Origin of the sequence: Streptomyces sp. NPDC047108 (assembly GCF_040643575.1) — a bacterium.
Lineage (GTDB): Bacteria > Actinomycetota > Actinomycetes > Streptomycetales > Streptomycetaceae > Streptomyces.
In genome coordinates, this window is record NZ_JBEYUP010000008.1 from 201336 (window position 1) to 226022 (window position 24687).

Sequence of the window (24687 nt, forward strand, 5' to 3'; positions counted from 1 at the left end):
GTCGTGCGGGGTCCGGTGGGCGGGCCGCCGCCCCGCCTCGACGGGGCGGCGGCACCGGATCTCAGGGCAGCAGGACGGCCTTGCCCCGGTTGCGGTGGGCTTCGAGGTCGGCGTGCGCCCTCGCGGCTTCCGCGAGGGGGTAGGTGCGCCACACCGGGACGGTGAGTCCTCCGGTGGCGGCCAGGCCGACCAGCTCCGCCAGGGACTCTCCGGAGCGATCGCCGCCGCCCGCGCTGAAACGGACACCGTGCCGCGCGGCGGCCATGTCGGCGATGGTGACGACGAGTTCGCTGTCGCCGGTCAGGGCGACGGAGTCGGCGAGCACGCCGGCGCCCGAGGCGTCGAAGACCGAGTCGACTCCCTGCGGCGCAGCGGCCCTTACCCGCTCCACCCAGCCGTCGCCGTAGCTGACTGCCAAGGCTCCGAGTGTGGTGAGACGCTCGATGTCGTGTTCGCCGACCGTTCCGACGACGGTGACGCCCCGGGCGACGGCGAGCTGGGCCGCGATGATGCCCACGCTGCCCGCGGCGCCGTGGACGAGCAGGGTCTGCCCGGCCCGGACATCCAGTTCCGCCAGGACCCGGGCGGCGGTCAGACCGACCGTGACGAGTGAGGAGGCGACGTCCCAGGGCAGGGCGTCGGGCTTGGACACCGGCCGGTCGAGCAGGGCGTACTCGCCGTAGCTGCCGCCGGTGGTCGCACCGAGCACCGCATCGCCGACGGACGCGCCGGCTCCTTCGCCGACGGCGTCGACGACACCGGCCGCGTCCAGGCCGGGGGTCACGGGGAAGCGGGCCGGGATGGTGCCGGCCATCAGCCCGGACCGGATCTTCAGGTCGAGGGGATTCACGGAGGCGGCCCGCACGCGGATGCGCACCTGGCCGGGACCGGGCTCCGGAGGGCTGACCTCCGACGGTTGCAGCACGTCGGGCGTGCCGTACTCGGAGAAGGTGATCGCTGTGGACATCAGGAACTCCCAGGTAGAGGTCTTGTCGGCGACAGACCGGGGCGTCAGCCGGTGGGGCCGGGAAGGGCGGGGTAGTCGGTGTAGCCGCGGTGGTCACCGCCGTAGAAGGTGGACCGGTCCGGTGTGTTGAACGGGCCGCCGGCGGCGAGGCGGCGCGGCAGGTCGGGGTTGGCCAGGAACAGCGCTCCGTACGCCACCATGTCCGCGCTCCCGTCCTCGACCAGCTTCAGCGCGCCCGGGCCGGTGGTGTCCGGGTAGGTGAAGGGGTTGAGGACGAACGTGCCGGGCCACGCCTTGCGCAGCCGCGGGGTCAGCTCGGCGTCGGGGCCCTCCATCAGGTGCAGATAGGCCAGGTCCCATCCGGCGAGCCGCGCCAGGAGCGCCTCGTAGACCTCGCCGGGATCGGACTCGGACATGTCGTTGTACGCGTTTCCGGGTGAGATCCGCAGGCCGACGCGCTCTGCGCCGATCGCGTCCGCCACGGCGGTGACGACCTCGACCGCGAAGCGGATCCGGCCCTCGATGCCACCACCCCAGGCGTCGGTGCGCCGGTTGGTGTGGTCGGAGAGGAACTGGTGGATCAGATAGCCGTTGGCGCCGTGGAGCTCCACGCCGTCGAATCCGGCCTCGATCGCGTTGCGCGCCGCATCCGCGAAGTCGGCGACGGTCTGCCGGATCTCCGTCTCGCTCAGCTCCTTCGGCGTCACGAACTCCTGGGGCCCGTCGTGGGTGTGGACCCGGCCAGCGGCGGTCACGGCCGAGGGCGCCACCGGCGCCAGACCGTCGGGCAGCAGGCTCGGGTGGCCGATCCGCCCGGTGTGCATGAGCTGCGCGAAGATCACGCCGCCCTCGTCGTGCACGGCGTCGGTCACCTTCCGCCACGCCCGCACCTGGGCGGCGGTGTGCAGGCCGGGGGTGTCGGGGTAGCCCTGGCCGATCGGCGACGGCTGGATGCCCTCGGTGACGATGAGCCCGGCCGCGGCGCGCTGCGCGTAGTACGTCGCCATCAGCTCGGTCGGCTCGGCGCCGGTCCCGTAGGCACGGCTGCGGGTCATCGGCGCCATCACGATGCGGCTGGCCAGGCGCCTGCCGCCCAGGTCGATCGGATCGAACGCGGAGGTCGCGGTGGTCATGGTGAGCTCCCTCGGGGTGGGTGGTGCTGCACGGCACGGGCACGACGGGGCGCCCGGACCGACAAGCAGATGCCTGTCTGAACAAGTAAATCACTTGTCCGAACAGGTAACTAACCCGGATCTGTTCCCGAGGCTCATGTGTGAAGCGCGACACAGGACGGGGAACGGTGGAGGGAATGGGCTCTGAGCTGGGTTCATCCGAGGAGATATCGGAGAGGCCCATCTGGCTGCCAGCAGGCGGTAGGGTTACCTTGACCAAGCAGTAAATGGGAGCCGAGCGGTCAAGGGGAGGAAGTGATGGCACCGCCCACGCCAGGCACCGGGGACGAGCCCGTGGTGACGGGGCAGCAAGCCACCGTGCCCGTGCCGGCGGCGGCCGGCGGCGGGCCTGTCAGTCACGCGATCTTCCGCCTGGCCCGTCTGCACCGCATGTTCGCCGGCCAGTTGCTGCGCCGCATCGGCCTGCACCCGGGCCAGGAGCTGGTCATGATGCACCTGTGGGAACTGGGTCCCCAGCGGCAGATCGACCTGGTACGGCTGATGGACTCCGACGCGGCCACCATGACCCGTACCGTCCGACGCCTGGAGCAGTCCGGCTTCGTCCGCCGTCGGCCTTCCCCCACCGACAAGCGCGCGTCACTCATCGAGCCCACGGCAGCGAGCCATGCCCTGCGTCGTCAGGTCGAGCAGGTCTGGAGCCAACTCGAAGAGATCTCGACGGCCGGTCTCACGGACGACGAGCGCACAGCCGCCCTGCACACCCTCGAACGTCTGGAGAGGAACCTCGTCCAGGCGGCCACCGACTCCACCTGCTCGTCGGACGCGGAGCGCTGAGGGCTGATCCGGCAGGGTGCGGACGGGAGCGGCGTACGGCCTCGGCCGCCGGATCGCCCCGCCTTGGCCCCACGCACCGGACTGAGCCATGCTGGAAAGGGAACGCGAGCACCCATCCGGAAGGCGGCAAAGTCAGCGAGGCCGACGATGAGCGACAGCATGATGGGTGATGAGGTCTACCAGCCGGACGGCTCGGAGCAGCAGGACGACGTGAGTCTCCTGGAGCCCGAGGACACCCTCGACACACGAGGCGTGCCCGAGGTCTACGAGGAGGGTTACTCCCCTCCCGAACGGCCGTGGGCCGTCGAGACCTGCGGCACGACGGCCGGGGAGCAGCACGACGGGGAGAGCCTGGAAGGCCGTCTGTCCCGGGAGACGCCGGACCTGAGCGCGCCCGACGGCGACGGCGTCGGGGACCTGCCGGACGGCGAGGGCGAGCCGCTGGACCAGGAGGTCGGGGAGGAGCGGGCCGGCCGGCTCGTGGCCCCGGACGAGGGGGCCCACTCCGACGAGGAGAAGGATCTCGTCGCGCAGGACATCGGCATCGACGGCGCCGCCGCGTCCGCCGAGGAGGCCGCGGTGCACGTGGTCGCCTCCGAGGAGCGCGACGAGTGGTGGTGAACGGGCGTCGCACATCGCCAGGGGGCGTCGCGGCCCGCTGAGCGCCGCGCACCATACTCGCGTATCAAGAGTTCGAACAGCCGCTGCTCGCATCGGCGCCATTCATCTACGGAGTTGAGACATGTCCACAGCGTCGGCACACATCGGCGTCACCGGCCTGGCCGTGATGGGTCGCAATCTGGCCCGGAACTTCGCGCGCCACGGTCACGTCGTGGCCGTCCACAACCGCACTCCTTCCCGGACACGCAGCCTGGTTGAGGAGTTCGGCCACGAGGGCACCTTCGTGCCGGCGGAGACCGCCGAGGACTTCGTGGCCTCGCTGGAGAGGCCACGGCGCCTGGTCATCATGGTGAAGGCGGGCGGTCCCACGGACGCGGTCATCGAGGAGTTCGCGCCCCTGCTCGAAGCCGGCGACATGATCATCGACGGCGGGAACGCGCACTTCGAGGACACCCGCCGCCGCGAGGCGTCGCTGCGCGAGCGCGGCATCCACTTCGTCGGCACCGGCATCTCCGGTGGTGAGGAAGGTGCGTTGCACGGTCCGAGCATCATGCCCGGCGGCTCGAAGGAGTCCTACGCCGCGCTCGGCCCCCTGCTGGAGGACATCTCCGCGAAGGCCAAGGACGGCACCCCCTGCTGCACCCACATCGGTGCGGACGGCGCCGGCCACTTCGTGAAGATGGTCCACAACGGCATCGAGTACGCCGACATGCAGCTCATCGCCGAGGCGTACGACCTGCTGCGGCACGTCGCCGGATACGAGCCCGCGCAGATCGCCGAGACCTTCCGTTCCTGGAACAACGGACGCCTCGACTCCTACCTCATCGAGATCACCGCCGAGGTCCTGGCCCACACCGATGCCGAGACCGGCAAGCCGTTCGTGGACGTCGTCCAGGACCGGGCCGAGCAGAAGGGCACCGGCCGCTGGACCGTCCAGACCGCTCTCGACCTCGGCGTCCCCGTCTCCGGTATCGCCGAGGCCGTCTTCGCCCGCTCGGTGTCCGGCCACGCGGAACTGCGCGAGGCCGCCCGTACGCTGCCCGGGCCGTCCGGCGGCACGCTGGGCGAGCAGGGTGGCGACGCCTTCGCCGCCCACGTCGAGCAGGCGCTCTACGCGTCCAAGGTCGTCTCGTACGCGCAGGGCTGGAACATGATCAGCGCGGCGGGCCAGGAGTACGGCTGGGACATCGACCTCGGTGCCGTGGCCGGCATCTGGCGCGGCGGCTGCATCATCCGGGCCGCCTTCCTCGACCGCATCCGCGCCGCCTTCGCTGCCGAGCCGAACCTGCCCACCCTACTCGCCGACAAGGAGTTCGCCGAGGAGATCGGCAACGCCCAGGAGGCGTGGCGGGCCGTCGTCTCCACCGCCGCCGTCCGCGGCATCCCCACCCCCGGCTTCTCCGCCGCGCTCGCGTACTACGACGCGCTGCGGGCCGAGCGCCTGCCCGCCGCCCTCACCCAGGGGCAGCGCGACTACTTCGGCGCCCACACCTACCGGCGCACCGACCGCGAGGGCAGCTACCACACGCTCTGGGGCGGTGACCGCACCGAGCAGCCCGCGGACTGACGTCACTCCTGGCGCTTCTTCACGCCACCACCCTCACAGCCCCCGCGGCCCGCACCGGGCCGCGGGGGCCGTTGCATCACGGCGTACGGGGCGTACGGGGCGTACGGCAGGGCGTACGGGGCGTGGCTACTGCACGACGGGCCTGAGCCGGTCGACGGAGTGCTCGGCGACGTAGTCGTCCATCGTCCCCTCGCGCAGCGCCTTCCACAGCGCCGCGGCCTTCCGCCCGTCGAGCAGGACGACCGACTGACCCTGGATCATGCCGGTACGCGCGACCGGGGCGTTCATGAAGGTCATGCGGGAGGCGCGCAGGCTCCGCGCGTCCCAGAGCAGATCCCGAAGCCCGTCGTCGGAGAGCCGGTCGTCCACGCTGACGGTCTCGGTCAGCCGGTCCAGCAGGCGCTTGGTGCGCAGCGGATGCGAGGCGTTGTCGCCGGAGAGGACCTTGGACAGCACCGCGCGCAGATAGTTCTGCTGGCGGTGGGTGCGGTCGAGGTCGCCGCGGGGCAGATCGTGGCGCTCCCGGACGTAGGCGAGGGCCTGTTCGCCGTTCATGTGCCGCGCAGGGGCGCCGCCCACGGAGAGATCGACCCCGCCCACCGCGTCGGTCAGCTTCCGGAACCCGCTCCAGTCGATCACGGCGAGATGGTCGACGCGCACCTTGGTGAGACGCTGCACGCTGTCGATCAGCAGCGGCGGACCGCCCCAGGAGAACGCCGCGTTGAGCTTGGCCTTGCCGTGGCCGGGCACGGTGACCCAGGTGTCCCGCGGCAGGGAGACCACGTACGCCGTGGAGCCCTTCGACGGCAGATGCACCAGCATCATCGTGTCGCTGCGCTGCGCCCCGGGCTTCCACGGCGGCGCCTTGGCATTCGTCCCGGTGGTCGGCAGCTCCGAGCGGGAATCGACCCCGACGAGCAGGAAGTTCTGCCCGCCCTGGTTCGGGGCCGGTTGCTGATCCGCCGGTACGCCGGTGGGGAAGGCGTGCGGAACGCGGTTCACCTTGCCCGTGTAGTGCTCGAGGGCCCACCACCCGGTGCCGCCCGCCATCAGGACGCCGGCGCAGAGCAGAATCAGCGCCCCCCACAGCACCCGCCTGGTTCTCCGTCTGCCGCTGCTTTCCCCGCCCTTGTCGCTCATCGCCAGTGCCCCCCACTGTTCGCGTGCATCGCTCCCCGGCCGCAGGTGGCGGCGGTTGAACGTGTTCTACGCCAGCCGCGGCCACCGCGCCTGTGTTTCGGTGAAACTGGGACGAAGGGAACAGTAGCCGGGCGCAGGCGGGGATGGGGGAGAGGCGTCAGCCCTGGCGTGCGTCCAGCTCGTCGAGCATCTTCACCAGGAACGGCAGGGTGGCCACGGGCCGTTCGGCCTCGGCGCTGAGCCGGTCCATCACGGACAGGTAGTTGTCCACGTCGTCGCGCTTGTCCAGGTACAGCGCGCTGGTGAGCTGCTCCAGGTAGACCACGTCGGGGAGGTCGGGCTCCAGGAAGCGCAGGATCGTGACCGGTCCGCCCGCCGCCGCCACGCCACCGAGACTGAACGGCGCGATCTGCAGTGTGATGTGCGGGAGTTGGGTCATCTCGATGAGATGGTGGAGCTGGGCCCGCATCACCTCGGGGCCGCCGATCGGACGCCGGAGCACCGCCTCGTCGAGGACGACCCAGAGCCGGGGAGCGTCCTCCCGCCCTAGCAGCTCCTGCCGCGCGAGGCGCAGGCTGACGCGGCGCTCGATCTCGGTGGACGTCGCCCGCGGGTGTCCGAGTTGGGTCACGGCGCGGGCGTACGCCTCGGTCTGCAGCAGACCGGGCACGAACTGGTTCTCGAAGGTACGGATGACGGAGGCTGCCTCTTCCAGGCCCAGGTGGGTCTCGAACCAGGGCGCCAGCACGTCGGAGTACTGGTGCCACCAGCCGGGCGCGGTCGCCTGCCGGGCGAGCGCGAGGAAGTCGGCACGCTCCTCGGGATCGTTGATGCCGTACAGCGTGAGCAGGTCGGCGACGTCCCGCTCCTTGAAGCCCACGCGGCCGAGTTCGAGTCGGCTGATCTTGGCGTGAGAGCCGCGGATCGTGTCCGCGGCGACCTTGGTGCTGATGCCGCTCGCCTCGCGTAGCTTCCGAAGCTGCGTGCCGAGCACGATGCGGAGGGCCGTCGGCCCGCTGCGCGCGTGCTCGAGATAGCGCTGGATCGGACGACGCTCATGGTTGGGCTGAGCGGCGGTCATACTGACTCCCCTGAGTGCTGAGGTGAGAGCACAGTGTTCCACCCGCGGGGCCGACTCGTACAGCAGCGCTCTGTAAATCCCTACTGAACGGTCAGGATTGGCCGACCATGCCGTCGAACTCGCCGTCCTTTGCGCCATGAAGGAACATCGCGATCTCTTCCCGGGTGTACACGAGCGCAGGCCCGCCCGGGTCGCGGGAGTTGCGGAGTGCGACGTCGCCGCCGGGAAGCCGGGCGAGTTCTACGCAGTTGCCGCTGGGGTTGCTGTAGGTGCTCTTCGTCCACTCGACGCCGCTGATCTGCGTCGCGGGTATGCCGTTCTCGAAGTCGTGCACGGTGACCGGTCCTCGGGGGGTGGGGTGTTGAGGGTCAGGGAGCACTCAATCCGCCCCCGCGTGCAATTGCAAGTGTTCATGCAGACGCACTTGCAGTTGATGGTCGGATGCGGGGATAGTGACAAGAAGTCAGGAACCCACCGGTAACCGCATGCCAGGGGAGTGAACAGCCGTCAGCGGGATGCTCAGGCCACGTGAGGCGCCGGTCGTCGGTGAACTGGCCTTCGATGCGCGGCACGGCCGTGTCGGCATCGTGATGGACGCCCAGGGCGGTCGCGTCTACCTGCGGCGCCCCGAAGGCGGGCGCGAGTGGGAGGTCTCACCCGAGGATGTGAGCCCCGCCCCCACGGCGGACCACGGGCGTACGACGGATCACGGGCGTACGACGGATCACGGTCGTGCGGCGGACCGGGGACGTACGGCGGACTGCGGGCGTCCGGTGGAACGGGGGCGTACGGTGGGCCGCGGTACGAGCCCGTCGCCGAGGAGGCCGCAGTGAGCGTGCACACCACCGACGGCGGCCGTGGCGGCTGGTCGATGGTGCGTGAACCGGCTCCCGAGGCCCCGTCCGTCGTGTTCGAGATGGAGTGCACGACCTGCGGTCATGCCTCGGGGCCCGCGGAGGAGCGAACGGCCGTGGAGGAGTGGGCCGTTCGTCATGCGGTCGGCTATCCCGCCCACTCGGGGTTCCGGGAGATCGTGCACCGCTTCTGGCGGGCGCTGCCCACGGCCCCGTCGGACGACGAGGCGGCCTAAGGGCCTGCCCCGCTCTGCACCAGCTGCGGGGAGACCGCGAAGCTCACGGTCCTGGAGCGGAAGCAGGTGCGTTGGCTCAAGCGCTGAGCCCTTCTCCGGACCAGGGGCCTGTCCGGCGGATCACGCCGGACGGGCCTCCGTGGTGTCCAACTGTCCGCTCCAAGACCCGACATGGCGAGGCGACCGCCTCAACTCCCGCCAGCGCGGGGGCTCCTAGGGCTTGACCGCGATGCCGCCCCACTCGATCCATTCGCGGGTGAGCTGCTTCAGGGTGCGGTCCCCGTCGGGCCGCCAGGTCGACACCTCCACCAGACCCGGGTCCAGGATCTCCAGCCCGTCGAAGTAGCGCCGCACCTCGTGCTCCTGGCGCACCCGGCCCCAGTTCCCGTGCGTGCTGGTGTTCATGAAGTCGGTGACGGAGTCCCGCGTCGACCGGTCCTCGCTCACGAGCTGGCAGATGACGAAGACGCTGCCGGGTGCGACCCGTTCGGCGACGCGCCGGATCAGTCCGGCCGGGTCGTCGCGGTCGGGTATGCAGTGCAGGACCGAGACGAACAGGACACCGAGCGGCCGGCCGAGGTCGAGCAGCCGCCGCGCCTCGGGACTGCCGAGGACGGCGTCGGTGTCGCGCAAGTCGGCCTGGAGGACGGCGGTGTTCTCGTTCTCCTCCAGCAGCGTCCGGCCGTACGCGTGGACGATCGGGTCGTTGTCGACGTACAGCACCCGTGACCGTTCGTCCACGCGCTGGGCGATCCGGTGGACGGTGTCCTGGGTGGGAAGCCCGGAGCCGTGGTCGACGAACTGCCGGATGCCGTGTTCCTGGGCGAGGACGCGTACGGCCCGCTGGAGGAACCGGCGGTTGTTGATCGCCAGGACCTGGGTGCTGGGCACCACCTTGAGCAGCTTCTCCGCGGCCTCGTGGTCTGAGGGGTAGTTGACCTTCCCGCCGAGGAAGTAGTCGTACATCCGGGCCACACTGGGCACGGTGGTGTCGACATCGCGGGACAACGGCTCGCCGCCCTGGTCCATCAGCCCTCACAGGAATCACATGCGGCCGCCTCGAAACGGCCGCGGGGCCGACATCCTAGGAGGCGGACGGGGCCGGAAGCAGCCCTCAACCACCCTTGTTTTCAAGGAAGTTGAGGAATGTACGAAGGCAGGGGTCGGGGCCGTCATCCGCTCTGCCAGTGGCGGCAGCCCACGCTGATCAGCCGGAGCTGACGCCGCGCGGTCGCCGCGATCCGCTCCTCCGCGGCGGACACCTCATCCGCGGACACGTGCGGCCGGTCGACGGGTGGCGCATCCGGCCCGGTGTCCGCGGACGCACCCGGTCCGGCGTCGAGGAGCGCCGCGGCCGTGGTCACCATGTGGTCCACGAACAGCTCCGCCAGCATCCTCATGTCGCCGGCCGTCCAGCCCGCGTACACGGGGCGCGGGGAGAGCGATCCGGCCACCTCGTCCGTGAACCGTTCGAGTTCGGCGGCGATGGCCTCGCGTACGTCGCGTACGCCGCCATGGCGCTCGCGGGCGATGAAGCGCATATGGGGGCGGTGGTCCCGTACGTAGCGGACGATGGCGTCGACGGCGCTGTCGATGCGGCCGCCGGTCTCCTCCTGCTCGGCGAGTATCGCCCGGATCGCGGTGTGCAGGCTGCTGAAGGACTCGTGGACCAGGGCGACACCGAGGTCGGGGATGTCCCGGAAGTGGCGGTAGAAGGCGGCCGGGGCGACGCCCACCTCGCGGGTGACCTCGCGCAGTCCGAGGCTGCTCAGGCTCTGCTCCTCCAGCAGGTGCAGCCCGGCGTCCAGGAGCGCCTGACGGGTCTTCAGTTTCTGGGCCTGCCGGACCCCGGAGGTGTGACTCATGCCATTCAGTAAACAACCGTTCTCCGGGCTGGTCTACTGTACTATCGAGTCAGTGAACAGTTGTAACTCCAACTGTTCACCAAGAATCCTTCGAGGCTTTCCACAGAAAGGCCGGACATGCTGTTCGTAGTCGCAGCCCTCCTTCTCCTGGGAGTCCTCGTCGGCGCCGCAGCCCACCTCCCGCTCCCGGTCACCCTCATCGTCGCGACCGTCATCGGCGGTTGGCTGCTCGCCTTCGGAATCCGCGAGCGCATCGCACACGGCAGGCGACCCCTGGCCGGTGCCGTCGACCACCAGCAAGGGAGCTGAACCGTGAATCTCTCCGCCACCGTGGGGCGCCGCCCGGCCACGCGCGGCCGCCAGGCCGACGACATGGCCGTCGCCTCGTTCGTCCTCGGGCTCGTCGGCCTGCTGGCCTTCAACCTGATCCTCGGACCCTGCGCTCTCGTCCTGGGCGGCATCGCGCTCGCCCGGGGCACGGACCGGCGCGGACGCGCGCTGCTCGGTATGGGGCTCGGCGTCGCCGACCTGATCGTCCTGGCCGCTCTCGTCGCGGCCGACAACACCATGAGCTGGCAGCTCACCGGCTGACCGACGGCCGGGGGCCCGTGCGCCGGCCGCTCCGCGCACCGGCCGGGACGGTGCCCGGACAAGCCCGTAGCCCTGACGGCAGGACGCTCCGTCAGGGCTACGGGCCGCTCCGGCGGGGTGTGGCTCCGGTGTGAGGTGCCGCCGCCGGGGCCGGTGCTCAGCCCATCGCGGCCTTGGACTGCTCGGTGTCGTTGAGCGGGCTGCGCTGCACGTCCTTGCAGTACTTCACGAACCCCGTGTTGTCGACGTACTTCGCCGAGACCCAGTTCGGCCGGTCGCGCAGCAGGTACCAGATCTGGTTGCCGTTGATGTTCTGCGCGCGGACCTTGCACTTGAGGCCCACCTGCGACCGGTACTTGAGGAAGCCGCGCACCGACGAGTCGGTGCTGGGGTACTGCCGCTCGTTCACGCCGGACGGGGTGATCACCGTGCCGTACGGCCGGGCGGGGGCGGGAGGCGGGTAGGCGTGTGCCGGGGTCGCGACGAGCAGCGAGCCGCCCAGGGCGATCGCCGCTGCGAAGGCGCCGGAGCCCGCGGTCAGCCGCGCGCTGCGCTTGTTCAGGACTGTGGACATCGTGTTCTCTCCTACTCCTTGCACCACATGGCGCATATGCATATTCCAGCCCGCCACAAGACATAAACGGCATAACACCACCGAACGGGTGGTCCTCTGACGTGCTGTCATCCGCCCGCGCCACCGCGTCGGATCGCCAGCAGCGCCATGTCGTCGCTCGTGCGCCCGCCCGTGTGCCGGAGGACGTCCGCCAGCAGGGCGGACAGCAACGCGTCGGGGTCCCGGAAGTCGTGGCCGGTGAGTCCGGCGACCGGGTCGTAGAAGCTCCCGTCACGATCCCGGGCCTCGGTGAGTCCGTCCGTATGGAGCAGCAGTGTCGCGCCGTCCGGGAAGGGCACCGTGTCGACGAGGGGCCGCTCGGGGATCAGCCCGCCCAGCCCCAGCGGCAGTTCGGGGTGCGACGGATCGGCGCGGCGTACCCCGCCCTCGAAGAGGACCAGCGGGGCGGGGTGGCCGCGGTTGAACAGCCGCAGTTCGCCGCCGTCGTGCGGGATCTCGGTCAGCACGGCCGTGATGAACCCCTCGACCTCGTCGAGGTTCACCCGCTGCGCGGCCTCCCGCCTGAGGGACCGTTCGATACGTCCCGCGAGATCGGCGATGGTGCGCTCGCTCGCCGCTGCCTCGCGGAACGCCCCGAGCACGACGTCCAGCGTCTCGACGGCTTCGAGCCCCTTGCCGCGCACATCCCCGACGATGCCGCGCACCCCGTGCGGCGTGTCCTGGACCGCGTACAGGTCGCCGCCGATACGGGCACCCGAATGGGCGGCCTCGTAGCGCGCCGCGATCCTCAGCGTGCCCACGCGGGGCGGGGGTTGAGGGAGGACGGCGCGCTGCACGGCCAGGGCGATCATGCGCGCAGAGCGCAGCCGCACGTCACTGCGGTAGAGCAGACGGTTGATGACGATCGCGACGGCGGAGACCGTCACCACGGACGCCAGTTCGCTGCGGCCGCCCGGCGAGTCCAGAGAGTCGAAGTGCAGGAGCAGGACGACGTCCGTTCCGCAGGCGGCCAGGCCGGTGAGGACGAGCGCGGGCAGGGACAGGACCGGTGCCCCGGCCATCGGCGCCGCCGAGTAGAAGGCCGCACCGCTGAACTCGGGCGAGGTGAAGTAGTCCACCGCGGCGCCGCCGAGCAGGATCGGGAGGGGGAGCAGCCGCACCCAGCGCATGACGCCGCGCCCTTGGGCCCTGCGCGGTTCGGTCCGTCTCGCCACGTGCGCGCTCCTGCCGTTCCGGTCCGTCCCGCTCCAGCCTCGGCGGGGGTTCCGCGGCGGTCCAGTCCGGCACGCCCGTACGGGTCGGTGTCTCCGGCGAGCCGGATTCGAGCAAGGCGGAGAGCGGGAAGGACGCGTCAGCCGCAGTCGAGCGGGAGCGGCGCATCGGCGGCGACGGGGCCGTTGTTCGCGCAGAGCTGGTAACCGTCCTTCTCCAGGTCCTCGATGATGCCGGGCACCGCGTCGGGGAAGTTGTAGTCGAGATGGCCGAGGACGACGCCGCCGTACTTGTCCTCCACCGGCGCGTTCCGCACGATCGAGCGGATGCTCGCGACGCTGCGGAAGGCGTCGCCGTCCGGCTTCTCCCAGTCCAGGGTGTCGACCGTCCAGGTGCAGATGCGGTAGCCGAGCGCCGCTGCCGCGGACTCCTCCCGCTGGCCGAACGCGCCGTACGGGGGCCGCAGCAGATTGCTCCGCACCCCGTTGCGGATCTCCATGTCGACCTCGTCGTCGGAGAGCACGGGCAGATGCGGGTGAGAGAAGGAGTGGTTGGCCACCCAGTGGCCCTGCTCCCGCAGGGTGGTGACGATGTCGGGGCGGCGGCCGGCGTACTCGCCGATGAGGAAGAACGCGGCGCGGATCTTGCGCGCGTGGAGGTCCGCGCCGATGCGCGTCGCGCGGTCCGGGTCGGCGTACGGCCAGTCGTCGAAGGTCAGCAGGGTGCGCGACGAGGTGTTGCCGCAGCGCGTGGCGTCGTACCCGGCCGGTGCGGCGGAAGGCGTCGGGGCGGGTGCGGCACCCGCACCCGTCGCCGTCGTCGGGACAAGGGCGAGTGCCATCACGCCGGCGGCGATCGCGGCCATCGGTCTTCTCACAGTGAGCGCTCCGTGCTCTCTCGCGGCGGGCCTTGCGGGCAACGTAGGCACGTCGGCCCGGCCCTGGCGCGTCCTGCGCGTCGTACGGGTGACGGACCGCCAGATGCCGTCCACACACCGGTTCTTCGGGCCGCCGTCGGAGCGGTGGGTAGGGGGCCGCGTGCGCGAAACCGTCGGCCGGCCGACGCCTTGCGCGGGGCTGGTCCTCCGCGCGGTCGCGGCGGTGCGGAGCCGGGCCGTCCAGCTCCCCGCACGGCGGCCCGAAGAGCGGATTTCAGTTCGGATTGAAGATCTGGCGGTTCTCGTCCGTATGAGTGGGGGCACGACTCGTCCCCCACTGGAGGTCAGTGAGTTGAACCACCGACGCGTGAACAAGCGGACCGGCGCGATAGCCGGAGCCGGCGCGATCGCCGTTGTGGCAGCCGCCATCCTGCTGCCCAACGCCAACGCGAGCACGGACGACGAGCCCAGCCCCAAGGCTCTGGCTCCCCGGGCCGCGGCGCTGCTGGGCTCCACCCTTGCCCAGGACCTCGGGCAGGACGCAGCCGGCTGGTACTACGACGGCGGCAAGGACCGCCTGGTCATGAATGTGCTGGACGACAAGTCGGCGGAGGCCGCCCAGGCCAAGGGCGCCGTCGCGCGGGTCGTCGAGAACAGCACCGCGGAGCTGCGGGGCGCCACCCGCACGCTCGGTTCCACGGCCTCCGTGCCCGGCACGGCCTGGTCCATCGATCCGAAGACGAACAAGGTCGTGGTGACCGCCGACAGAACGGTCACCGGAGACAAGTGGGACACCCTCACCTCGGCGACCGACAAGATGGGCGGCATGGTCTCCGTCAAGCGGTCGGCCGGTGAGTTCAAGCCGTTCGCGGAGGGCGGCGACGCGATCTTCGGCGGCGGCTCCCGCTGCTCGCTCGGCTTCAACGTCACCGTGCAGGGCGCGCCGGCGTTCCTCACCGCGGGCCACTGCGGCAACGCTTCGGAGACGTGGACGAGTGACCAGGGCGGCCAGGAGCCGCTCGGCACGGTCGCGGACTCGCAGTTCCCCGAGAGCGACTTCGCCCTCGTGACCTACGACGACCCCAACACCGAGGCACCCAGCTCGGTCGACCTGCAGGACGGCACCCAGCAGGAGATCACGCAGGCCGCCGAGGCGAGCGTGGGTATGGAGGTGACCCGCAGCGGCAGCACCACGGGTGTCTTCTCCGGCACCGTCACCGGTCTCGACGCCACGGTGAACTACGGCAACGGCGACATCGTCAACGGTCTGATCCAGACGGACGTCTGCGCCGAACCGGGCGACAGCGGCGGTTCGCTGTTCTCCGGCGACGCGGCGGTCGGCCTCACCTCCGGCGGCAGCGGCGACTGCACGCAGGGCGGCGAGACCTTCTTCCAGCCGGTGACCACGGCCCTGGAGGCCACGGGTGCCGAGATCGGCGCCGGCGGCGCGGGTCAGGGCGGCGGCGAGGCCGGCGCGGGTGACCAGGCCGGTGGTGACCAGGCCGGTGGTGACCAGGCCGGCGGCGACCAGGCCGGTGGCGACCAGATCGGTGGTGGCGACGAGGCCGGTGGCGGCGAGGCCGCCGACGGCGGGCTGCTGCCGTAAGGGACCGGACGGTGTCCCAGCCCTTCGACATGGGGCTGCTGCGCAGCACCGCGCACAGCCCGTCCTGGGCCATGCTCAACCGGCTGGCGCCGGATTCCGGCGCCAGCCGGTCGGGGCCGCCCGGCCGCGGTGAGCCGCAGGAGCGGCTCGACTTCTGCATCCCGTGCAACCCCTACTTCCCCACCCCGGAGATGTTCGCGCGGCTGCGGGAGTCCCTGGAGTCGACGCTCACGTACTACCCGAGCGACACCGACACCATCACCGCCGAACTGTGCGGCGTGCTGGGACTGAACCCGCAGACGGTCGCCATGGGGAACGGCTCCACGGAGCTGATCACCTGGATCGACCACCTGCTCGTCAAGGAGAGCCTCGCCGTCCCGATCCCCACCTTCGGCCGCTGGACCGACCAGCCGATGGAGACCGGGAAACGGGTCGACATGTTCCCGCTGCGCGAGGACCAGGACTTCGCGCTCGACCTCCAGGAGTACGTCAAGTTCATCCGCCGCCGCGGCTCCCGCGTAGCCGTGGTGTGCAACCCCAACAACCCCGACGGCGGCTATCTCAGGCGGCAGCAGATCCTCTGGCTCCTCGACGAGCTGGTGGATCTGGACCTGGTCGTCATCGACGAGTCGTTCATCGACTTCGTCGACGCCGAGCGGTCCGCGTCCGTCGCATCGGAGGCGGCGATCCGGCCGGACGTGATCGTGCTGAAGAGCCTCGGCAAGAACTTCGGGCTGCACGGCATCCGATTCGGCTACATGGTCGCCAACCCGGCGCTCGCGGGCACCGTCCGCAAGGCCCTCCCCAAGTGGAACCTCAACTCCTTCGCGGAGACCGTGGTCTTCATGCTGAGGGACTACGCCGTGCCCTACCGGAACAGCCTCACCCTGGTCTCGCGCGACCGGGCCAACATGTCCCTCGCCCTCGCCGGCCTCCCCGGTGTCGTGGTCTTCCTCTCCCAGGGCAACTTCCTCCTGGTCAAGCTCCCCGACGGTGTCGACGGCGCGATGCTGCGCGACCGGCTCCTCGCCGAGCACGGGGTGTTCATCCGGGAATGCGGCAACAAGCTGGGCAGCAGCAGCCAGTTCCTGCGCCTCGTGGTCAGGCCGTACGAGGACGTGCAGCGGCTGATGACCGCGCTGCAGGCCACGCTCTATCAAGCGCCTCCCGTGTACGACTACGAGGAGCCGCAGCGGCCGGTGCGGGCTCTGACGGGCTGAACGGCAGGGCCCGCCGGCCGATGGGCAGGCGGGCCCCGCTCGTGCCCCCGGGGCCGGAACGCCGCGCACCCCGGGGCTCGTACCGCGTACCGTCCCTACGGTTCGTAGAGCGCCTCGATCTCCTTGGCGAAGTCCCGGGTGATCGCCTCGCGCCGGACCTTCATCGACGGCGTCAGATGCCCGCGCTCCTCCGTGAAGTCGACGGGCAGGATGCTGAAGCGGCGGATCGATTCGGCGCGGGAGACCGACGCGTTGGCCTCCGCAACCGCCTGCTGCACCTCGGCGCACAGGGCGGTGTCGAAGGCCAGCTCCTCCCGCGACAGGTGCTCCTTGCGGCGGATGATCTGCCAGTGCTTCAGACCGTCGGGATCGAGCGTGACGAGGGCGATGATGTACGGCCGGTTGTCACCGATGACGATGCACTGGCCGACCAGCGAGTGCGCCCGCAGCCGGTCCTCGAGCGGTGCCGGAGCGACGTTCTTGCCGCTCGCGGTGATGATGATCTCCTTCTTGCGTCCGGTGATGGTGAGATAGCCGTCCGCGTCCAGCGCGCCGATGTCACCGGTGGGGAACCACTGCTGACGGTTGTCCAGGAGCGCGGCGTCGGCGTCGGACTCCAGCGAAGGCGAGGACGGAGGAAGCCCGACGGTGAACGGCACGGCCGCGCGCAGCTTGGAGTTCCAGTAGCCGGAGAACAACTGGCCGCCCCGGACGAGGACTTCACCGTCGTCGGCGATCCGGACCGCCGTACCGGGCAGCGGCCAGCCGACCGTCCCGAGGCGCGGCTTCAGCGGAGGAGTGACGGTCGCCGCGGCCGTCGACTCCGTCAAGCCGTAGCCCTCGAAGATCTCGATGCCCGCACCCGCGTAGAAGGCGGCGAGCCGGTGACCGAGAGGGGAGCCGCCGGAGATGGCGTACTTGACCTTGCCGCCGAGGGCCGCGCGGATCCGGCGGTAGACCAGCGGGTCGTAGAGCGCGCGGGCCGCCCGTAGCCCGACGCCGGGGCCGCTGCCCGTGCCGTGCTCCTCCGCCTCATGGGCCTCGCCCCAGCGCCCGGCGATCCGCGCGGCACGGTCGAACGAGGCGGCGCGGCCGATGCGTTCGGCCGTGGCCCGCGCCGTGTTGTAGACCTTCTCCAGGACGTAGGGCACGACCAGGAGGAACGTCGGCTGGAAGGCGGCGAGGTCCGCCAGCAGGGGTTCGGTCTTGAGGCTCGGGGTGTGCCCGAGCCGTACGCGGGCCCTCAGACAGGCGACGGCCACCATCCGCCCGAAGACGTGCGAGAGCGGCAGATAGACGAGCGTGGACGCGGGCTCGTCGGTCACCGACCGGAAGCAGGGGTGCAGCAGCTCGATCGCGTTGTCCACCTCGGCCAGGAAGTTGCCGTGCGTGAGCACGCAGCCCTTGGGTGTGCCCGTGGTTCCCGAGGTGTAGATGAGGGTGGCGACCGACGCGGGGGACAGCGCGGCGCGGCGGGCCGCCACCTCGCCGTCGGGGATGTGCCGCCCCGCCTGGGCGAGTTCGTCGATGGCGCCCGCGTCGAACTGCCAGAGATGGGCGAAGCCCGGGAGCCGGTCGAGTTCGGCGTCGATCAGCAGCGCCTCGTCCACCCCCTCGACCGCGCAGCCGACGGCCCCGGTGTCCCGGATGATCCAGCGCGTCTGCTCGGCCGACGACGTCGGGTAGACGGGGACGGTGATCAGCCCCGCGGCCCAGGCGGCGAAGTCCAGGAGCGTCCACTCATAGGTCGTACGGGCCATGATGGCGAGCCGGTCGCCGGGTTGCAGGCCGTGCGCGATCAGGCCCTTGGCGGTGGCGAGCACCTCGGCGGCGAACTCGGCGGCGGTCACGTCCCGCCAGGTGCCGTCCGGCTGTTTCCTGCTGAGGACGACGTCGGCCGGGGCCTCGGCCGCGTTGTCGAAGGGAATGTCGGCGAGACTGCCGGTGGCGGCCGGCGGTGCGAGCGGCGGGACGGAGACTTCCCGTACCTCTCCGTCCACCACGATCTTCCGGGGCTCCACCAGGACGGGCTGTGCCGGGCTCCGCTGCACGGACACGAGGGCTCCTCTCCTCTCGGCCGGTCCATTCGGCCGGCTGTGAAGAGGTACGGGGCAGGGGCGCCGGTTGCTCAAGCGTGCAACGAAACCGTTTTCCCCGCAGCTCAGGCGGGCGTGTACCAGCCTTCCGCGGTGTCGTGGAACAACCGCCTCCGCTCGGCCGCGGAGAGGTCCGAGAAGACCGTGTCGTACGCCTCGTACACCGCGTCGAAACCGGACCGGAGATGCTCGACGGGAAGGTCCGAACCGAGCATGCAGCGGTCCGGACCGAAGGTCTCGACGACGGCCGGCAGCCAGGAACGGAGCTGTCCCGTCGTCCAGTTGCCGAAGACCGTGCCCAGGGCGTCGATGCGGGTCGCGGCGTTCGGATGCTGGGCGATGCGGGCCAGCCGCGCCATATGCTCCCGGCGCCCGGAGGGGCCGAGGTCGGTCGGCCAGCCGAAGTGGTCCACGACCACGCGGAGCCCGGGGTGCTGCTCCACGATCGCGGCCACCTCGCCGAGCTGGTCGCCCGTGGCCTCCAGGGTGGCGACCAGGCCGCTTTCCGCGAGAAGCGCCAGATGCGAACGGACGAGATGGGCATCGCCCGCGGACGACACGCCTCCGGCCGCGGCGGTGGCCGCGAGGGTCCCGGCCAGTCGCACCCGCACGCTCGTGATCAGCGGCACCTCACGGCAGCGGCGCAGGAGGTCGGCGAATCCGGGCGAGGTGGGGTCCCCGAGGGTGACCAGCCCTTTGACCAGCCCGTGTCCGCCCCTTGCGCCCTGTTCGCCCGCCACCCGGGCGGCCGCGGCGATCGGGTCGGCGGCACCGGCGTCCGACCAGATCACACCGGTCACGCCACGGCCGGCGGTGTCGCGCTCGTAGTCGGTGAGGGTGTAGCGGTCGGGCAGGTCGTCGTAGTCGCCGATGACGTGCCGGAGCATCGTGCGGTCCGAGAGCCAGAAGACGGGGTTCTCGGCCTGGTCCCACAGATGCACGTTGCTGTCGAGGAGCGGACCGTACGCGCGGTCGGGGCCGGTGGACGCCATGTCCGCCATCATCACCGAAGGACCGGCACGCGCCGCGGCTGCGCCGCGCAGGGCGGCCGCCGCCGGGCGCGGTGTTCATCCGGTCGCCGGACGAGCGCAGGGAACAGAGGACGGGCGGCCGCCGCCCGGTGACCGTTCCCCGCCCGGTGACCGTTCCCCGCGCTTCGCGGACGCATGTGCGGCGTCCGTTCTACCGTGGGCGCGTGCATCTGCTGCTGACCTCCGACACCCACCTCCCCTCCCGGGCCAAGGTCCTTCCGGCCCCGCTCCTCGCCGCCGTCGACGCGGCCGACGTGGTCGTCCACGCCGGTGACTGGATCGACGCCGCGACGCTCGACCTCCTCCAAGCGCGGTCGAAGCGGCTCATCGCGGTGTACGGCAACAACGACGGCGCCGAACTGAGGACCCGGCTGCCGGAGGTGGCGTACGCGGAACTGGACGGCCTGCGCTTCGGCGTCGTCCACGAGACCGGTCCGTCCCGCGGGCGGGAGCGGCGCTGCGCCGCCCGCTTCCCCGACCTGGACGTGCTCGTCTTCGGGCACAGCCACATCCCGTGGGACACCACGGCCGAGGGCGGGCTGCGCCTGCTCAACCCCGGCTCGCCGACGGACCGAAGGCGCCAGCCGTACTGCACGTACATGACCGCCGAGGTGACGGGCGGCGCACTGGGCCAGGTCGAGGTGCACCGGCTGCCACGCCGCTGACGGGACGGCGTCCCGGCCGGCCCCGGCGTCACGGTGCCGTGAGTCCGCCGCGCGCCGCGATGTACTCGCGGATGCGCGCCGCCGTGTCCGCGGGGAGGCCGGAGTCCGGGGACTGCGGGGCGGGTTGCTATTGGAGGGCGCGTACCGCGGCGCGGAACACCGGCGGCAGCACGGAGGCCGCGGGCACGATCAGGCGCGCCGTCCCCGCCCGCCCGCTCAGCCCCAGCAGCGCGCAGGTGAGCGCACGGTGCCGGCGGGACAGCCTGCGCCAGGCGCCCTCGTAGACCTCCGGCCGCCCGCGGACCAGGCAGCGTACGGCCGCGTCCGCCGAGGCGAGGGCGAGGGCGATGCCCTCACCCGTCAGCGCGTCGACGTAGCCGGCGGCGTCGCCGACGAGCAGGACGCGCCCCGCGACCCGGCCCCGTACGCGCTGGCGCATCGGGCCCGCGCCGCGCACCGGAGTGGCGGGGCGCGCGTCGAGCAGCGGAGCCAGGCGCGGGAAGCGCGCGAGGTGTTCGGCGTAACCGCACCGCTCCCGGCTCAGGACGGCGACCCCCACCAAGTCCTCGTCCACGGGCGTCACATAGGCCTCGCCGCGGGGTGACCAGTGCACCTCGACGTGGTCCGTCCAGGGGCGGACGCGGTAGTGGCGCCGCTGGCCGTAGCGGCGGGGCGCCGCAGGGTCCGGCAGGTCGAGGCCGAGCGACCTGCGCAGCGGGGAGTGCAGGCCGTCCGCCGCGATCAGCCAGCGCGCCCGCAGTCCCGCCGCCGCCACCCACCCCTCGCCCTGGTCCGCTCCGTCGACCTTGCCCTCCACCACGCGGACGCCGAGTTCGCGGGCGCGGCGCGCGAGAGCGGCGTGCAGCACGGTCCGGCGGACGCCGAGACCGGGGGCGCCGTGGAAGGGGGCGTCGGCGGAGCGGCGCGCGTCCAGGTAGCGGATGCCGCGCAGACCGTGGCCGTCGACGGGCGCGCCGATCGCCCGCAGCGCCGCCACGCCGCTCGGCATGATGCCCTCGCCGCACGCCTTGTCGACGGGTACGGCCCGGGGTTCGACCACCACCGCCTCCATACCGGCGAGGGCCGCGTGGACGCCCGCGGCCAGACCGGCCGGGCCGCCGCCCGCCACCAGCACGTCGATCACGCGCGGGCGCCCTTCGCGGCCGCCAGAGCGGCCTCCTCGCAGCGGATGCGGGTGCTGAGGAGCACGGTGTTGCACAGCGTGAACACGACGGCGGTGGCCCAGGCGCCGTGCACGAGGGGGAGGGCGGTGCCCTCGGCGGCCACCGCCACGTAGTTGGGGTGGCGCAGCCAGCGGTACGGCCCGCCCGTCACCAGCGGCTGGTCCGGCACCACGATCACCCGCGTGTTCCACTGGCGGCCCAGCGTGGCGATGCACCACCAGCGCAAGCCCTGCGCCGCCAGGACGACCCCGACCATCGCCCAGCCGACCAGTGGCACGAACTCCCCTTGCCCTACCCACACTTCGAGGAGGCAGCCGGCGAGGAGGGCCGTGTGCAGCAGCACCATGACGGGATAGTGCGAACGCCCGGACTCCGATCCGCCGTTCGCCAGGCTCCAGCGCGCATTGCGGCGGGCGAGGACGAGTTCGGCCATGCGCTCCGCAGCGACGCCGAGCACCAGAGCCGTGTACCAGATCATGGCGTCCCCTCAACTACCAGCGCAGCAGCACGAGTTCGGAACAGAAGCCGGGGCCGAGGGCGAGCAGCAGCCCGGGGGTATCAGGTGGCGGACGCCGGTCGGCGAGCGTGTCGTGCAGGACGTGCAGGACGGAGGCGGACGACAGGTTGCCGATCCGCTCCAGGGACCGCCACGTGACGTCCAGCGCGCCGTCCGGGAGGTCGAGCGCTTCGGCGACCGCCTCCAGCACCTTCGGGCCGCCCGGGTGGCACACCCAGGCGGCGATGTCGTGGCGCTTGAGGTCGTGGTCGCCGAGGAAGCCGTCGACGTCGTCGGCCAGGTGCTGCCGTACGACGTCGGGGACCGTGGAGTCGAGCACCACCCGGAACCCGCTGCCGGTGATGTCCCACCCCATGACCTGTTCGGTGTCCGGGTAGAGGCGGCTGCGCGTCGCCACGACGACCGGGCCACCGGGCGCCGGCACCCGCTCCTCGCCGCAGCAGACGGCCGCGGCCGCGCCGTCGCCGAACAGCCCGCCGGCGACGAGGTTGGCGGGGGAGGGGTCGTCGCGCTGGAACGTCAGCGAGCACAACTCGACGGAGAGCAGCACCGCGACATGGTCCCGCCAGCCGCGGAGGTAGTCGTGGAGGCGGCCGAGCCCGGCGGCGCCGGCGACACAGCCGAGTCCGAACACAGGGAGGCGTTTGACGTCCGGACGCAGGCCGAGCCGCCCGACGAGCCGGGCGTCGACGGACGGCGCCGCGATGCCCGTCACGGACGTGAACACCAGCAGGTCCACCTCGCGCGGCGCGATCCCCGCCGCGCGCAGCGCGCCGTCGACGGCCTCGGCGCCGAGCTCGACCGCGGCGGTGATGAACGCGTCGTTCACCTCCCCGAATCCGTCGAGCCCGGCGTACGCGTCGAGGGGCAGCACGGTGTGTCGGGTGCGGACCTTGGCGGAGGTGTGGAATCGGTCGAGCACGGCCCGGTCCGCGCCGTCGGGCAGGCAGGTACGGGCCATGAGGTCGGTGATCTCGCGCTGCCGATGGCGGTGCGGTGCCAGGACCCCGTGCACGGCGGCGATACGGCTCATCCGGCTTCTCCGATGGGGCGGCATGGATCGACGTCAACGGATTCCCCCGCCTGTTCGCGGGCCATGCCGTCGGTCACTCGTCCGGGGCAACATCCCGCCGGGAGGGCCGCGACGATGGTATTCACCGGCTCCGGTTGCCGTCCGGGGCGCGGGGACTCCCGCTCCCGATGACGTAGGGACGACGAGTGTCCGACGCCGCCTCACCTCCGGCCGGGCTCACGGTCCTTACGATCCTCCGGTGGCCTCCGACGACCTCCGTATCCATGACGTACCGTCACCCGACGTGGCCCGCAGTCGCCCTGTGAGGGGCGCGCTCCGGCGGGCCGCCGCCCTGTCCGCCGCCTGCCACCCCGTGCCCGCCGCCGCGGTGACCGTCATGGCCACCGGACTCGCGGTGAGCGCGGGGCAGAGCGGGGCGGGATGCGCCCTCGTGGCGGGCGCGGTGGCGGCGGGCCAGCTCTCGGTCGGCTGGTCCAACGACGCGATCGACGCCGCACGCGACGCGGCGGCGGGCCGCTCCGCCAAACCGGTGGCCTCGGGCGCGGTGCCCGTACGGCTCGTACGGAACGCGGCCCTGATCGCCCTCGCCCTCTGCGTACCGCTCTCGCTCGCCTGCGGGCCGGTCGCCGGGGCCGTGCACCTGGCGGGGGTGGGGGCGGCGTGGGCGTACAACCTCGGGCTCAAGGCGACGCCGTGGTCCCCTCTCCCGTACGCCGTCGGCTTCGCGAGCCTTCCGGCGTTCGTCGTGCTCTCCCTGCCCGGCAGCCCCTGGCCCCCGTGGTGGCTGATGGCGGCGGGCGCACTGCTCGGCGTGGGAGCGCATCTGGCCGATGTGCTGCCGGACATCGGGGACGACCTGGAGGCCGGGGTCCGTGGATGGCCGCAGCGGCTGGGGCCGGTACGGGTGCGGCTTCTGCTGCCGGTACCACTGGTGGCCGCGTCGGCCCTGCTGATCCTCGCCGTCCCGGGAGCCGTCGGGCGGACCGGGACGGTCCTGCTGCTGGGCGTCGGGGCGGCGGTGGCCGGTGCGGCGCTGCTGGGCAGGACACGGCCGCGGGTGCCGTTCCGCGCGGCCCTCGGTGTGGCCGGGCTGGATGTGATCCTGCTGCTGTGGCGCGGGTCTGGACTGTCCTGAAGGGCGCGCAGTCTTTCCTGAACAGAACGTGCGGGGAGGGCGTTCTGTTGGTTGGGAGCGTGGGGTGCGGTGCTGTGTGCTCGTTCGTGGGTGGGTTGTGAGCATCGGGGCGGCGGGTGGTCGGTCGAACCATGTGCCCGGAGTGCGCCGGTCGTGGGGTTGCGTGTCGGCTCCCGTGCAGTGTCCCGGGTCTCGCGGGGTGCCGTTTTCTGAATGCTTGACCTGGGGCAAGCATTCTTGCGAAGGGACGTGAGTCCCGATCCGAATCCGGCTGCTTCCGCTGTCCGCCGCATGGGCGAGTCGATACCGCTCCGTGCCGAAGGCCCCGTCCAGTTGAGGCCCCGGCTCCGGCTGCCGACGGCGTTGCTTCGGATGCGGACCGTACGCGGTCTCGGCGGGGGCCGATGCTCTGCTGTGCGCCGTAGCCGCGAGACGAAACCGCTCCGCGCCCATCGCGCCGCACCGCCCCCGCCTGAAGAGCACATGCCGCGCTCCGCCCCGGAGCCCCGGCCAACTCCCGGTCGTGGCTGGGGTGGGGTGCTTCCCGGGCGAAGCTCTGGGGGAGCCGTGGCGGACATCGCGGGCCCGGGCTGGTTCAGGAGAAACACCCAGCGCCGAACCGGGCAGCCCGTTCCCGCGTGCGCCGCC

26 protein-coding genes are annotated in these 24687 nt (G+C 71.8%); 11 read left to right on the top strand and 15 right to left on the bottom strand.

Features of this window, described 5'->3' with window-relative positions; genetic code table 11:
• Positions 1 to 61: 61 nt before the first annotated feature.
• Positions 62 to 967, bottom strand: coding sequence for an NADP-dependent oxidoreductase (locus ABZ822_RS18785; RefSeq protein ID WP_360854730.1), 906 nt, complete (start codon positions 965 to 967; stop codon positions 62 to 64).
• Between the two features lie 44 nt (positions 968 to 1011).
• Complete coding sequence (locus ABZ822_RS18790) at positions 1012 to 2100, bottom strand: alkene reductase (RefSeq protein ID WP_360854733.1); 1089 nt, start codon at positions 2098 to 2100, stop codon at positions 1012 to 1014.
• 297 nt (positions 2101 to 2397) lie between these two features.
• Between ABZ822_RS18790 and ABZ822_RS18795 the strand changes: the two genes are divergently transcribed.
• The 3 genes from ABZ822_RS18795 (at position 2398) to gndA (ending at position 5122) form a co-directional block, all read left to right on the top strand.
• Positions 2398 to 2934 carry a MarR family transcriptional regulator gene (locus ABZ822_RS18795; RefSeq protein WP_360854736.1) on the top strand — a complete coding sequence of 179 codons (537 nt, stop codon included), beginning with the start codon at positions 2398 to 2400 and terminating at the stop codon, positions 2932 to 2934.
• Between the two features lie 147 nt (positions 2935 to 3081).
• Positions 3082 to 3555: a DUF5709 domain-containing protein gene (locus tag ABZ822_RS18800; protein WP_360854739.1), complete on the top strand. Its 474-nt coding sequence runs from the start codon at positions 3082 to 3084 to the stop codon at positions 3553 to 3555.
• A gap of 121 nt (positions 3556 to 3676) precedes the next feature.
• Positions 3677 to 5122 carry an NADP-dependent phosphogluconate dehydrogenase gene (gndA, locus tag ABZ822_RS18805; RefSeq protein WP_360854742.1) on the top strand — a complete coding sequence of 482 codons (1446 nt, stop codon included), beginning with the start codon at positions 3677 to 3679 and terminating at the stop codon, positions 5120 to 5122.
• Between the two features lie 126 nt (positions 5123 to 5248).
• Here the strand turns inward: gndA and ABZ822_RS18810 are convergent, their stop codons facing one another.
• The 3 genes from ABZ822_RS18810 to ABZ822_RS18820 form a co-directional block, all read right to left on the bottom strand.
• Entirely contained in the window at positions 5249 to 6262 is a 1014-nt protein-coding gene (locus ABZ822_RS18810; protein WP_360854745.1) for an LCP family protein, read from the bottom strand.
• Between the two features lie 157 nt (positions 6263 to 6419).
• The gene (locus ABZ822_RS18815) at positions 6420 to 7343 is read right to left on the bottom strand and encodes a helix-turn-helix transcriptional regulator (protein WP_360854748.1); all 924 of its coding nucleotides are present in this window, start codon (positions 7341 to 7343) and stop codon (positions 6420 to 6422) included.
• A 91-nt stretch (positions 7344 to 7434) separates the two neighbouring features.
• Positions 7435 to 7677, bottom strand: a complete 243-nt coding sequence (locus ABZ822_RS18820) for a DUF397 domain-containing protein (protein WP_360854751.1) — start codon at positions 7675 to 7677, stop codon at positions 7435 to 7437.
• 181 nt (positions 7678 to 7858) lie between these two features.
• Between ABZ822_RS18820 and ABZ822_RS18825 the strand changes: the two genes are divergently transcribed.
• Together ABZ822_RS18825 and ABZ822_RS18830 are read left to right on the top strand one after the other, a co-directional pair.
• Positions 7859 to 8176 (top strand): hypothetical protein, encoded by a 318-nt coding sequence (locus ABZ822_RS18825; protein ID WP_360854754.1) that lies wholly within the window; start codon positions 7859 to 7861, stop codon positions 8174 to 8176.
• Positions 8173 to 8433 carry a hypothetical protein gene (locus ABZ822_RS18830; protein ID WP_360854757.1) on the top strand — a complete coding sequence of 87 codons (261 nt, stop codon included), beginning with the start codon at positions 8173 to 8175 and terminating at the stop codon, positions 8431 to 8433. Before ABZ822_RS18825 ends, ABZ822_RS18830 begins: the two co-directional genes overlap by 4 nt.
• A gap of 213 nt (positions 8434 to 8646) precedes the next feature.
• Here the strand turns inward: ABZ822_RS18830 and ABZ822_RS18835 are convergent, their stop codons facing one another.
• Together ABZ822_RS18835 and ABZ822_RS18840 are read right to left on the bottom strand one after the other, a co-directional pair.
• The gene (locus tag ABZ822_RS18835) at positions 8647 to 9462 is read right to left on the bottom strand and encodes an SAM-dependent methyltransferase (protein ID WP_360854760.1); all 816 of its coding nucleotides are present in this window, start codon (positions 9460 to 9462) and stop codon (positions 8647 to 8649) included.
• A 143-nt stretch (positions 9463 to 9605) separates the two neighbouring features.
• Positions 9606 to 10298 carry a TetR family transcriptional regulator gene (locus ABZ822_RS18840; RefSeq protein WP_360854764.1) on the bottom strand — a complete coding sequence of 231 codons (693 nt, stop codon included), beginning with the start codon at positions 10296 to 10298 and terminating at the stop codon, positions 9606 to 9608.
• Between the two features lie 117 nt (positions 10299 to 10415).
• Here ABZ822_RS18840 and ABZ822_RS18845 point away from each other — a divergent pair, with 117 nt between their 5' ends.
• Positions 10416 to 10607 (top strand): hypothetical protein, encoded by a 192-nt coding sequence (locus ABZ822_RS18845; RefSeq protein WP_360854767.1) that lies wholly within the window; start codon positions 10416 to 10418, stop codon positions 10605 to 10607.
• Between the two features lie 63 nt (positions 10608 to 10670).
• Positions 10671 to 10889, top strand: coding sequence for a DUF4190 domain-containing protein (locus ABZ822_RS18850; RefSeq protein WP_360855100.1), 219 nt, complete (start codon positions 10671 to 10673; stop codon positions 10887 to 10889).
• A 157-nt stretch (positions 10890 to 11046) separates the two neighbouring features.
• On the opposite strand, the gene ABZ822_RS18855 is transcribed toward ABZ822_RS18850, so the two are convergent.
• The 3 genes from ABZ822_RS18855 to ABZ822_RS18865 form a co-directional block, all read right to left on the bottom strand.
• On the bottom strand, positions 11047 to 11463 hold the full coding sequence (locus tag ABZ822_RS18855) for an SH3 domain-containing protein (RefSeq protein ID WP_360854770.1): 417 nt from the start codon (positions 11461 to 11463) through the stop codon (positions 11047 to 11049).
• 107 nt (positions 11464 to 11570) lie between these two features.
• Positions 11571 to 12677 (bottom strand): PP2C family protein-serine/threonine phosphatase, encoded by a 1107-nt coding sequence (locus ABZ822_RS18860; RefSeq protein ID WP_360854773.1) that lies wholly within the window; start codon positions 12675 to 12677, stop codon positions 11571 to 11573.
• Between the two features lie 137 nt (positions 12678 to 12814).
• The gene (locus tag ABZ822_RS18865; RefSeq protein WP_360854776.1) at positions 12815 to 13552 is read right to left on the bottom strand and encodes a polysaccharide deacetylase family protein; all 738 of its coding nucleotides are present in this window, start codon (positions 13550 to 13552) and stop codon (positions 12815 to 12817) included.
• Positions 13553 to 13904: 352 nt separating this feature from the next.
• Here ABZ822_RS18865 and ABZ822_RS18870 point away from each other — a divergent pair, with 352 nt between their 5' ends.
• On the top strand, positions 13905 to 15158 hold the full coding sequence (locus tag ABZ822_RS18870) for a S1 family peptidase (RefSeq protein WP_360854779.1): 1254 nt from the start codon (positions 13905 to 13907) through the stop codon (positions 15156 to 15158).
• A gap of 11 nt (positions 15159 to 15169) precedes the next feature.
• Entirely contained in the window at positions 15170 to 16378 is a 1209-nt protein-coding gene (locus tag ABZ822_RS18875; RefSeq protein WP_360854782.1) for a histidinol-phosphate transaminase, read from the top strand.
• A 95-nt stretch (positions 16379 to 16473) separates the two neighbouring features.
• Here ABZ822_RS18875 and ABZ822_RS18880 read toward each other — a convergent pair whose 3' ends face one another.
• Together ABZ822_RS18880 and ABZ822_RS18885 are read right to left on the bottom strand one after the other, a co-directional pair.
• A complete protein-coding gene (locus ABZ822_RS18880) occupies positions 16474 to 18435 on the bottom strand; it encodes an AMP-dependent synthetase/ligase (RefSeq protein WP_360854785.1) in 1962 nt (653 codons plus the stop codon).
• A gap of 104 nt (positions 18436 to 18539) precedes the next feature.
• The gene (locus tag ABZ822_RS18885) at positions 18540 to 19466 is read right to left on the bottom strand and encodes an amidohydrolase family protein (protein WP_360854788.1); all 927 of its coding nucleotides are present in this window, start codon (positions 19464 to 19466) and stop codon (positions 18540 to 18542) included.
• A gap of 203 nt (positions 19467 to 19669) precedes the next feature.
• Between ABZ822_RS18885 and ABZ822_RS18890 the strand changes: the two genes are divergently transcribed.
• A complete protein-coding gene (locus ABZ822_RS18890; protein WP_360854791.1) occupies positions 19670 to 20170 on the top strand; it encodes a YfcE family phosphodiesterase in 501 nt (166 codons plus the stop codon).
• 127 nt (positions 20171 to 20297) lie between these two features.
• Here the strand turns inward: ABZ822_RS18890 and ABZ822_RS18895 are convergent, their stop codons facing one another.
• Genes ABZ822_RS18895 through ABZ822_RS18905 form a run of 3 tightly spaced genes read right to left on the bottom strand, consistent with a single transcriptional unit; the run spans position 20298 to position 22904 of the window.
• Positions 20298 to 21314, bottom strand: coding sequence for an NAD(P)/FAD-dependent oxidoreductase (locus ABZ822_RS18895; protein WP_360854794.1), 1017 nt, complete (start codon positions 21312 to 21314; stop codon positions 20298 to 20300).
• A complete protein-coding gene (locus ABZ822_RS18900) occupies positions 21311 to 21832 on the bottom strand; it encodes an isoprenylcysteine carboxyl methyltransferase family protein (RefSeq protein ID WP_360854797.1) in 522 nt (173 codons plus the stop codon). Before ABZ822_RS18900 ends, ABZ822_RS18895 begins: the two co-directional genes overlap by 4 nt.
• Before the next feature lie 13 nt (positions 21833 to 21845).
• A complete protein-coding gene (locus ABZ822_RS18905; protein ID WP_360854800.1) occupies positions 21846 to 22904 on the bottom strand; it encodes a 3-oxoacyl-[acyl-carrier-protein] synthase III C-terminal domain-containing protein in 1059 nt (352 codons plus the stop codon).
• A gap of 238 nt (positions 22905 to 23142) precedes the next feature.
• On the opposite strand from ABZ822_RS18905, the gene ABZ822_RS18910 reads away from it, so the two are divergent.
• On the top strand, positions 23143 to 24039 hold the full coding sequence (locus tag ABZ822_RS18910; protein ID WP_360854803.1) for a UbiA family prenyltransferase: 897 nt from the start codon (positions 23143 to 23145) through the stop codon (positions 24037 to 24039).
• The last annotated feature ends 648 nt before the right edge of the window (positions 24040 to 24687 follow it).

Bases quoted from the DNA above. Each gene is read 5' to 3' on its own strand.
- ABZ822_RS18785 (WP_360854730.1), bottom strand. From the start codon at position 967: ATGTCCACAGCGATCACCTTCTCCGAGTACGGCACGCCCGACGTGCTG.
- ABZ822_RS18790 (WP_360854733.1), bottom strand. From the start codon at position 2,100: ATGACCACCGCGACCTCCGCGTTCGATCCGATCGACCTGGGCGGCAGG.
- ABZ822_RS18795 (WP_360854736.1), top strand. From the start codon at position 2,398: ATGGCACCGCCCACGCCAGGCACCGGGGACGAGCCCGTGGTGACGGGG.
- ABZ822_RS18800 (WP_360854739.1), top strand. From the start codon at position 3,082: ATGAGCGACAGCATGATGGGTGATGAGGTCTACCAGCCGGACGGCTCG.
- gndA (WP_360854742.1), top strand. From the start codon at position 3,677: ATGTCCACAGCGTCGGCACACATCGGCGTCACCGGCCTGGCCGTGATG.
- ABZ822_RS18810 (WP_360854745.1), bottom strand. From the start codon at position 6,262: ATGAGCGACAAGGGCGGGGAAAGCAGCGGCAGACGGAGAACCAGGCGG.
- ABZ822_RS18815 (WP_360854748.1), bottom strand. From the start codon at position 7,343: ATGACCGCCGCTCAGCCCAACCATGAGCGTCGTCCGATCCAGCGCTAT.
- ABZ822_RS18825 (WP_360854754.1), top strand. From the start codon at position 7,859: ATGCTCAGGCCACGTGAGGCGCCGGTCGTCGGTGAACTGGCCTTCGAT.
- ABZ822_RS18835 (WP_360854760.1), bottom strand. From the start codon at position 9,462: ATGGACCAGGGCGGCGAGCCGTTGTCCCGCGATGTCGACACCACCGTG.
- ABZ822_RS18840 (WP_360854764.1), bottom strand. From the start codon at position 10,298: ATGAGTCACACCTCCGGGGTCCGGCAGGCCCAGAAACTGAAGACCCGT.
- ABZ822_RS18845 (WP_360854767.1), top strand. From the start codon at position 10,416: ATGCTGTTCGTAGTCGCAGCCCTCCTTCTCCTGGGAGTCCTCGTCGGC.
- ABZ822_RS18850 (WP_360855100.1), top strand. From the start codon at position 10,671: ATGGCCGTCGCCTCGTTCGTCCTCGGGCTCGTCGGCCTGCTGGCCTTC.
- ABZ822_RS18855 (WP_360854770.1), bottom strand. From the start codon at position 11,463: ATGTCCACAGTCCTGAACAAGCGCAGCGCGCGGCTGACCGCGGGCTCC.
- ABZ822_RS18885 (WP_360854788.1), bottom strand. From the start codon at position 19,466: ATGGCGTCCACCGGCCCCGACCGCGCGTACGGTCCGCTCCTCGACAGC.
- ABZ822_RS18900 (WP_360854797.1), bottom strand. From the start codon at position 21,832: ATGATCTGGTACACGGCTCTGGTGCTCGGCGTCGCTGCGGAGCGCATG.
- ABZ822_RS18905 (WP_360854800.1), bottom strand. From the start codon at position 22,904: ATGAGCCGTATCGCCGCCGTGCACGGGGTCCTGGCACCGCACCGCCAT.